The sequence below is a fragment of the Xanthovirga aplysinae genome (genome assembly GCF_009711365.1).
Taxonomy (GTDB): Bacteria; Bacteroidota; Bacteroidia; order Cytophagales; family Cyclobacteriaceae; genus Xanthovirga; species Xanthovirga aplysinae.
In genome coordinates, this window is the sequence record NZ_SMMB01000969.1 from 1 (window position 1) to 5,949 (window position 5,949).

At 35.7% G+C, this 5,949-nt stretch carries 7 protein-coding genes; 4 read left to right on the forward strand and 3 right to left on the reverse strand.

Going from position 1 to position 5,949, the window contains the following annotated elements; translation table 11 throughout:
* Window positions 1-60 precede the first annotated feature (60 nt).
* Window positions 61-348, forward strand: coding sequence for an acylphosphatase (locus E1171_RS09240; protein ID WP_155205720.1), 288 nt, complete (start codon window positions 61-63; stop codon window positions 346-348).
* An 8-nt stretch (window positions 349-356) separates the two neighbouring features.
* Here E1171_RS09240 and E1171_RS09245 read toward each other — a convergent pair whose 3' ends face one another.
* Window positions 357-860 carry a hypothetical protein gene (locus E1171_RS09245; protein ID WP_155205721.1) on the reverse strand — a complete coding sequence of 168 codons (504 nt, stop codon included), beginning with the start codon at window positions 858-860 and terminating at the stop codon, window positions 357-359.
* 441 nt (window positions 861-1,301) lie between these two features.
* Between E1171_RS09245 and E1171_RS09250 the strand changes: the two genes are divergently transcribed.
* Both E1171_RS09250 and purE read left to right on the forward strand, forming a co-directional pair.
* Window positions 1,302-2,444: a 5-(carboxyamino)imidazole ribonucleotide synthase gene (locus E1171_RS09250; protein WP_343031316.1), complete on the forward strand. Its 1,143-nt coding sequence runs from the start codon at window positions 1,302-1,304 to the stop codon at window positions 2,442-2,444.
* The gene (gene purE / locus E1171_RS09255; protein WP_155205723.1) at window positions 2,441-2,968 is read left to right on the forward strand and encodes a 5-(carboxyamino)imidazole ribonucleotide mutase; all 528 of its coding nucleotides are present in this window, start codon (window positions 2,441-2,443) and stop codon (window positions 2,966-2,968) included. Before E1171_RS09250 ends, purE begins: the two co-directional genes overlap by 4 nt.
* Before the next feature lie 576 nt (window positions 2,969-3,544).
* Here purE and E1171_RS09260 read toward each other — a convergent pair.
* Both E1171_RS09260 and E1171_RS09265 read right to left on the reverse strand, forming a co-directional pair.
* Window positions 3,545-4,750: a tetratricopeptide repeat protein gene (locus E1171_RS09260; RefSeq protein ID WP_155205724.1), complete on the reverse strand. Its 1,206-nt coding sequence runs from the start codon at window positions 4,748-4,750 to the stop codon at window positions 3,545-3,547.
* Between the two features lie 8 nt (window positions 4,751-4,758).
* Window positions 4,759-4,914 carry a hypothetical protein gene (locus tag E1171_RS09265; RefSeq protein ID WP_187696362.1) on the reverse strand — a complete coding sequence of 52 codons (156 nt, stop codon included), beginning with the start codon at window positions 4,912-4,914 and terminating at the stop codon, window positions 4,759-4,761.
* Between the two features lie 355 nt (window positions 4,915-5,269).
* On the opposite strand from E1171_RS09265, the gene E1171_RS09270 reads away from it, so the two are divergent.
* Window positions 5,270-5,949 (forward strand): peptidase associated/transthyretin-like domain-containing protein (locus tag E1171_RS09270; protein ID WP_155205726.1); only part of this gene is annotated, 680 nt, incomplete at its 3' end.

A 5,949-nucleotide genomic window follows, 5' to 3' on the forward strand; every position in this document is an offset into this window, starting at 1 on the left:
CTTTAAATCTTTTTAATTTACTTGATTAATTTGAGTCCAACTTAATTCTTTTTTGAAATCATGACAATCGAACAAAATCCTATTCACTATAATATCTTGGTAGAAGGAAAAGTACAAGGAGTATATTACCGTTTAAGTGCCCAGGAAAAAGCTTTAGAATTAGGAATTAATGGTTTTGTTAAAAACAAAAATAGTGGAGGAGTTTATATTGAAGCTGAAGGAACCGCCACTCAAATTGAGGCTTTTTTGCTGTGGTGCCATCAAGGGCCTGCCCTAGCAAAAGTTGAAAAAGTTACCTATCATCCTGGGGAATGGGTTGGATATGGGCAGTTTTCGATTGAACGTTAATTGTTTTTCTAAATAGCTTTTCGAGAAGGAAGTCCTGTTCTACGATCAATTCGCATTTTAAAATGTTGGCTGACCATTTTTCTGACTTTAATTTGGCATTGATCGGGATTCATATTTAGAGGGAAAGCTAAGGTCGATTGAATCACTAGTCGTAAAAACACTCGATTTCTACAAAATTCATCTGCCCACTGATAAAAAACTAATGTCCATTCTTTTTCATATTTTTCCCAATGACTTTTCTCATCAAAAAGGAATTCCAATTGGTTCGAACCATATTTATAACGATAGATTACAGCCAGGTAATCATATAATTGACTCGTAATTTCTAATTTAAACTTTTGGCTATCCTTTATTCGCAAAGTTGTATCGTCCTCCAAACCTAAAGGGTTTGTCAATAAAAGATAATTGGCTTTGGCCTTTCGAAATAGATAGCATAACAACTCTTCCTTCTTCACCCCCTGGGCCTCCTTTAGGATATAATTCTTGTCTGATGGAAAAAAAAGTTGTTTCATATAGCAGTAAAATTCCTTCTTCGTCAAAAAAACAAAACCTTTAGACTAGCTTAGTTTTTCCTAAAGTTTCAGGTTATGGATAAAATACGCTTTAAAAGTTTAAAAAACCTTAGTAACAAACATTCCACTCCTCACCATCACTTTTAACTCTTCACATTATTATAAAGTATATAATTTTTTAGTGTGGGCACAAATATATTCAAAATCAGGATTAAACAATTGAAAAAAAACGTTTATGAGATGTGATTGAGTTTGGAAGAAAGGTAAAATGTCTTTTTGTAGGTGAAATCTACCCCAAAAAAAAGCCTCATTAAGAGGAAATAAAAGAATTAGTAGGTTTTGCACAGTTTTTGAACATTATTTTTTTCGGAAGAGAAAGGAAAAAAAATTAGCTTTGCCAGCTGAATCGAATATTTTTAATTATCCAAAAAATAAATGAAAATGCTTCATGCGTTTGATCCAAATTTTAAATTGGGTGTATTAGGTGGTGGTCAGCTAGGCCGGATGTTGATACAATCAGCCATTAATTTTAATCTGGACGTTCGAATTCTTGATCCGGATGAAAACGCTCCCTGTCGGGATCTTTCTTCTGAGTTCTTTTGTGGGTCTTTAAAAGATTTCGACACGGTTTATGAGTTCGGAAAAGATTGTGATGTAATTACAATCGAAATTGAACATGTCAATACTGAAGCTTTAAAAAAGCTAAGAGACGAAGGAAAAAAGGTTTTCCCACAGCCTGAAATTATCGAATTAATTCAGGATAAAAGAATCCAAAAACAATTTTATAAAACCCACAACATACCAACCGCCGACTTTGTACTAACTGAAAACCGAAAAGACCTTCAACAACACCTGGGTTTTCTTCCTGCCGTGCATAAATTGGGCAAGGAGGGCTACGATGGGCGGGGAGTACAACGCATTGAAAATGAAGCACAAATTGAACAAGGGTTTGATGCTCCAGGCTTGCTAGAGAAAATGGTGGATTTTAAAAAGGAAATTTCCGTCATTGTAGCTCGCAACGAAAAAGGCGAAATCAAAACATTTCCCTTGGTAGAATTGGTCTTTCATCCTGTGCATAATTTGGTAGAATATCTCTTTGCCCCAGCCAAGGTATCAAAAGAGGTAGCCCAACAAGCAGATAAAATTGCCAGAAAAGTAATTACCGATTTAAATATGGTGGGCCTATTGGCGGTAGAAATGTTCATCACACAGGAGGATGAAATATTGGTGAATGAAGTGGCCCCAAGAACTCACAATAGTGGGCATCAAACCATTGAAGACAATTTCACTTCCCAGTTTGAACAGCATCTGCGGGCAATTCTAAATTTACCACTAGGAGCCACAGATTCCAAATGCCCATCAGCAATGGTAAATCTTTTGGGCGAGGATGACCATGAAGGCCCGGCAATATACACAGGGATAGAAGAGATTTTAGGACAAGAAGGGGTTTATGTACATCTTTATGGTAAAAAGTTGACCAAGCCATTCCGAAAGATGGGACATGTAACCATCATAGACCATGATATTGACCGCTTAAAAGAAAAGGCTCAATTTGTAAAAGATAATTTAAAGATAATCTCATGAGTAAGCCATTAGTTGGAATCATTATGGGTAGTAAGTCTGATCTAAGAGTCATGGCTGATGCTGCAGAAGTACTTAAGGAGTTAGACGTTCCCTTCGAAATTACCATCGTATCTGCTCACCGTACACCAAAAAGAATGGTGGACTATGCCGAACAAGCCAGGAATAAAGGATTGAAAGCCATCATAGCAGGTGCGGGTGGAGCTGCCCATTTACCGGGCATGGTGGCTTCTCTAACTACGCTTCCAGTAATCGGGGTGCCTGTCAAATCGAGTAATTCCATTGACGGTTGGGACTCTGTTTTATCCATTTTACAAATGCCTGGAGGTGTACCTGTTGCCACCGTGGCATTAGATGGAGCCAAAAACGCAGGCATTTTAGCTGCCCAAATCATTGGTAGCTTTGATGAGAAAGTGGCAAAAAACCTGGCCGATTATAAAGAAAACCTAAAAGCGAAAGTGGAAAGCTCCATAAATGAATTAGAAGAGCATACTTTTAAAGGGACTTTGCTGGAGAATCCTGAGTGATTTTGTAGCTCCAGATTAAAGCATGAAAAAAAGCTATAGAACAAAAATGATCTATAGCTTTTTTATTTTCCTTACTATTTCCTTTCCCATACAGTTATTTGACATGACATTTCCAATAGCTCGCTAAAAAATTTCAAATAATAAAATTCTAAATATTTAACACTGGATAAGATGGTAATGGAAAAGCAAACAAGACTAATCAAGGTGGTGTCAAATGAGAAATTGAACACTAAGGTAATTTGTGAATTAGCAAGTGTTATTTATTTCTTGTTCAGAGATTACAAAAAAGGAAAACAAAACATCTCCGCAGAAATTAACTAGGATTACTAGAAAATCAATAGGATCCGAAAGGAAGTAAAAAAGGTTCACGACCAATGAAGGATCAGCCTGTGCGATGTTAGGAAAGCTAAATGAAAACTGTTACTGAAGAAAAAACAATTCGTTTAAAACACCTTCTTTACTTTAATTATGACTCGTACAATCAAATTGAATAGTTGACCAAAAATGAAACAGGGTGCCCTGAAAATAGTTAATTCGAAAGGGAATTAGACTGGTTGATTAGATTTATTTTAGAAACTAATTTATCCTAATGTCTGCGTTTCCTTCTGATTGTAATTTCTTTAACTCTATCATAAGATTTGATTCATTTTCAAGTGCTTTCATCATCTTATCCTCAGTGTTTTCCAAACTTGTTCTAAGGCTGTCTGTTTTTGATCTAGTATACCTGTAAGCCAGGAACATCATTAACCCCAAGAAAATTATTACCCCTACAATGATCATAGTATTGATTAGCTCAGTCTTTTCCACCTGGGCTTCAGCTAGCAATTTCTCGTTTTTCTTCTCCTCAATTAGGTACCCCATGAATCGCTCTTTCTGAGCATCAAGATTTTTGGTTAATGCCAATTCATAATCTGAATAAAGCTTGTATTGTTTAAGGTCATTTTTTGCGTAAGAGATGTTTTTAAGAGCTGTAGACGCTTCCAATTTTGCTTTATCGATCCCTACTTCAACGGCTAAATTAAACGCTTTTAGGTGGGTGTTATAAGCTTCATCTAGGTCCCCTAGTTTCTTCTCTATTGCCCCCAAGTTATTAAGCGCATCTGTACGAACATAATTAGCCGAGTACGACTTGATAGTATCTAATATATTCAACCCTTCAATGGTTTTATCTTTCGCTAAATCTAAATTATTGGTCATTAGATAGAACCAGCCAAGCGCAATAGTCGAATTTACAATGTCTCTAGAATTATTGTGTTTCTTACTAACCCTTAACGCTTCCTGTAAATATTTTTTTGCGTTAGGGATGTCTTCTAACTCATAATACACCAAACCTAAATTATTCAGGGTTGGGGCCTGGAAGTCCATTTCTGATTTTTCCCATAACTTATTTGCTTGAATAAAGAATTCTAAGGCGTCCTCATAATTCTTTGCGGATCGGTGGACCCACCCCAGGTTATGCAATAGTTTTGCTTCTTCTTTCTTGTCAGTGTTGAGAGATCTAGCACGATTAAAATATTCGAGAGCCGATTGAAAGTCTGAAATTACATTATAGGAATACCCAATAACTTTTAATGCGTTCACCTGGTACTCAATGTTATCAGCTTTTTCCGCTTCTTCTAGCAGTTTTTTCCCTACCTTTATTGCTAGTTCGGGTTTATTACCTGCGTTTTCCTTAGCTAATTCATAAGCCCCCTTAAAGTCAAACGTAGGAGAAGAATAAGAACAATGTGTAATAACCAGTAGGCTTGTGAACAAGCCTACTGCTAAGATAATTTTCTTCATTTTAAGAATTAAAGGTTAAAGATAGACAGAAACCAATCCCAAAAAGATTCGTTTTGTGCTGGTTGAGTTAGCGTATCGTTTACAACGCTTTCCCCTGTTACTTGAGCAGACTTTAGAATACCGTCACCAACCGGCCCAGCATTCGCAATGAACGTTGAACCCATTGTGACAAGCACTACAACTATTATTACAATCTTTCTTTTCATAACTCAGGCTGTTTTCCAATTAGTTATAATGAAATTAACAATATTAAATTAGTATTCCAAATTTATATTTTTGACATTAAGTAATAAGGAAAGTTCGAAAAAAACAACATTATTTTTATTTAATCATAAAGAATTTTCAAACCTTTGGGAGCAAAATTAAGTAAATACAACAAGTATATGGGTAAAGTTTTTTTAAGGTCAATCTAAAATAACCTAATCTTTTTAGTATTTTGGAGCTTTGTTTGTTGAAAAAATTTCACCTCTTAATTTCAAATTAATCTCTTACATTAATTTCCTATCCAACCCCATTTCTATGAATAAACTAATTTTTGTTAGTGTAACATTGAGTTTATTAATTAACTATCACAATTCAAAAGCTCAAGATACTACCCAAAAAAAGAACGAAACACTGAGAAAGGGCCAAATTATTAACCAAGAGAATTTTACCGTCGCGCCTTTCATCACTGTTTTAAATATCTCCACAAAAAAAGCCACAGCCTCCGACCAAAATGGTTTTTTTCAAATTCCAGCGAAAGAAGGAGATATTCTAGTGTTTCCTAGTGTCCAGTTTGTTAATGATACTTTAGTGGTCAATGAACCTGAAAGCTTCGGAAAATTACTTACTGTTTTCTTAAACCCAAGAACTATTTCTTTGCAGGAGGTAACTATATTAGACCTCCCGCCCGAAGATAAGTTTAAGCGAAATATTCTGGCTTATGAGCCTAAACCTGAGGAAAAAACAAATTTCAACTTTCCCCAATTCATGACACCCATAATGAAGAATCCTTCTACCAAGGCCCCTAGCTTTACGGAAATAATCGGAAGCCCTATTACAGGTCTATATAAGAAATTCAGTAGGAAGGAAAAGGAAAAAAGAGCCATGGCAAGAATTAATCAATCTGCCCCGCAACAAAGATTAATTGATTCTAAATTTAACCGGACACTGGTAAAGAACCTCACTTCCTTTAAAGGAAATCAGCTGGATCGGTTTAT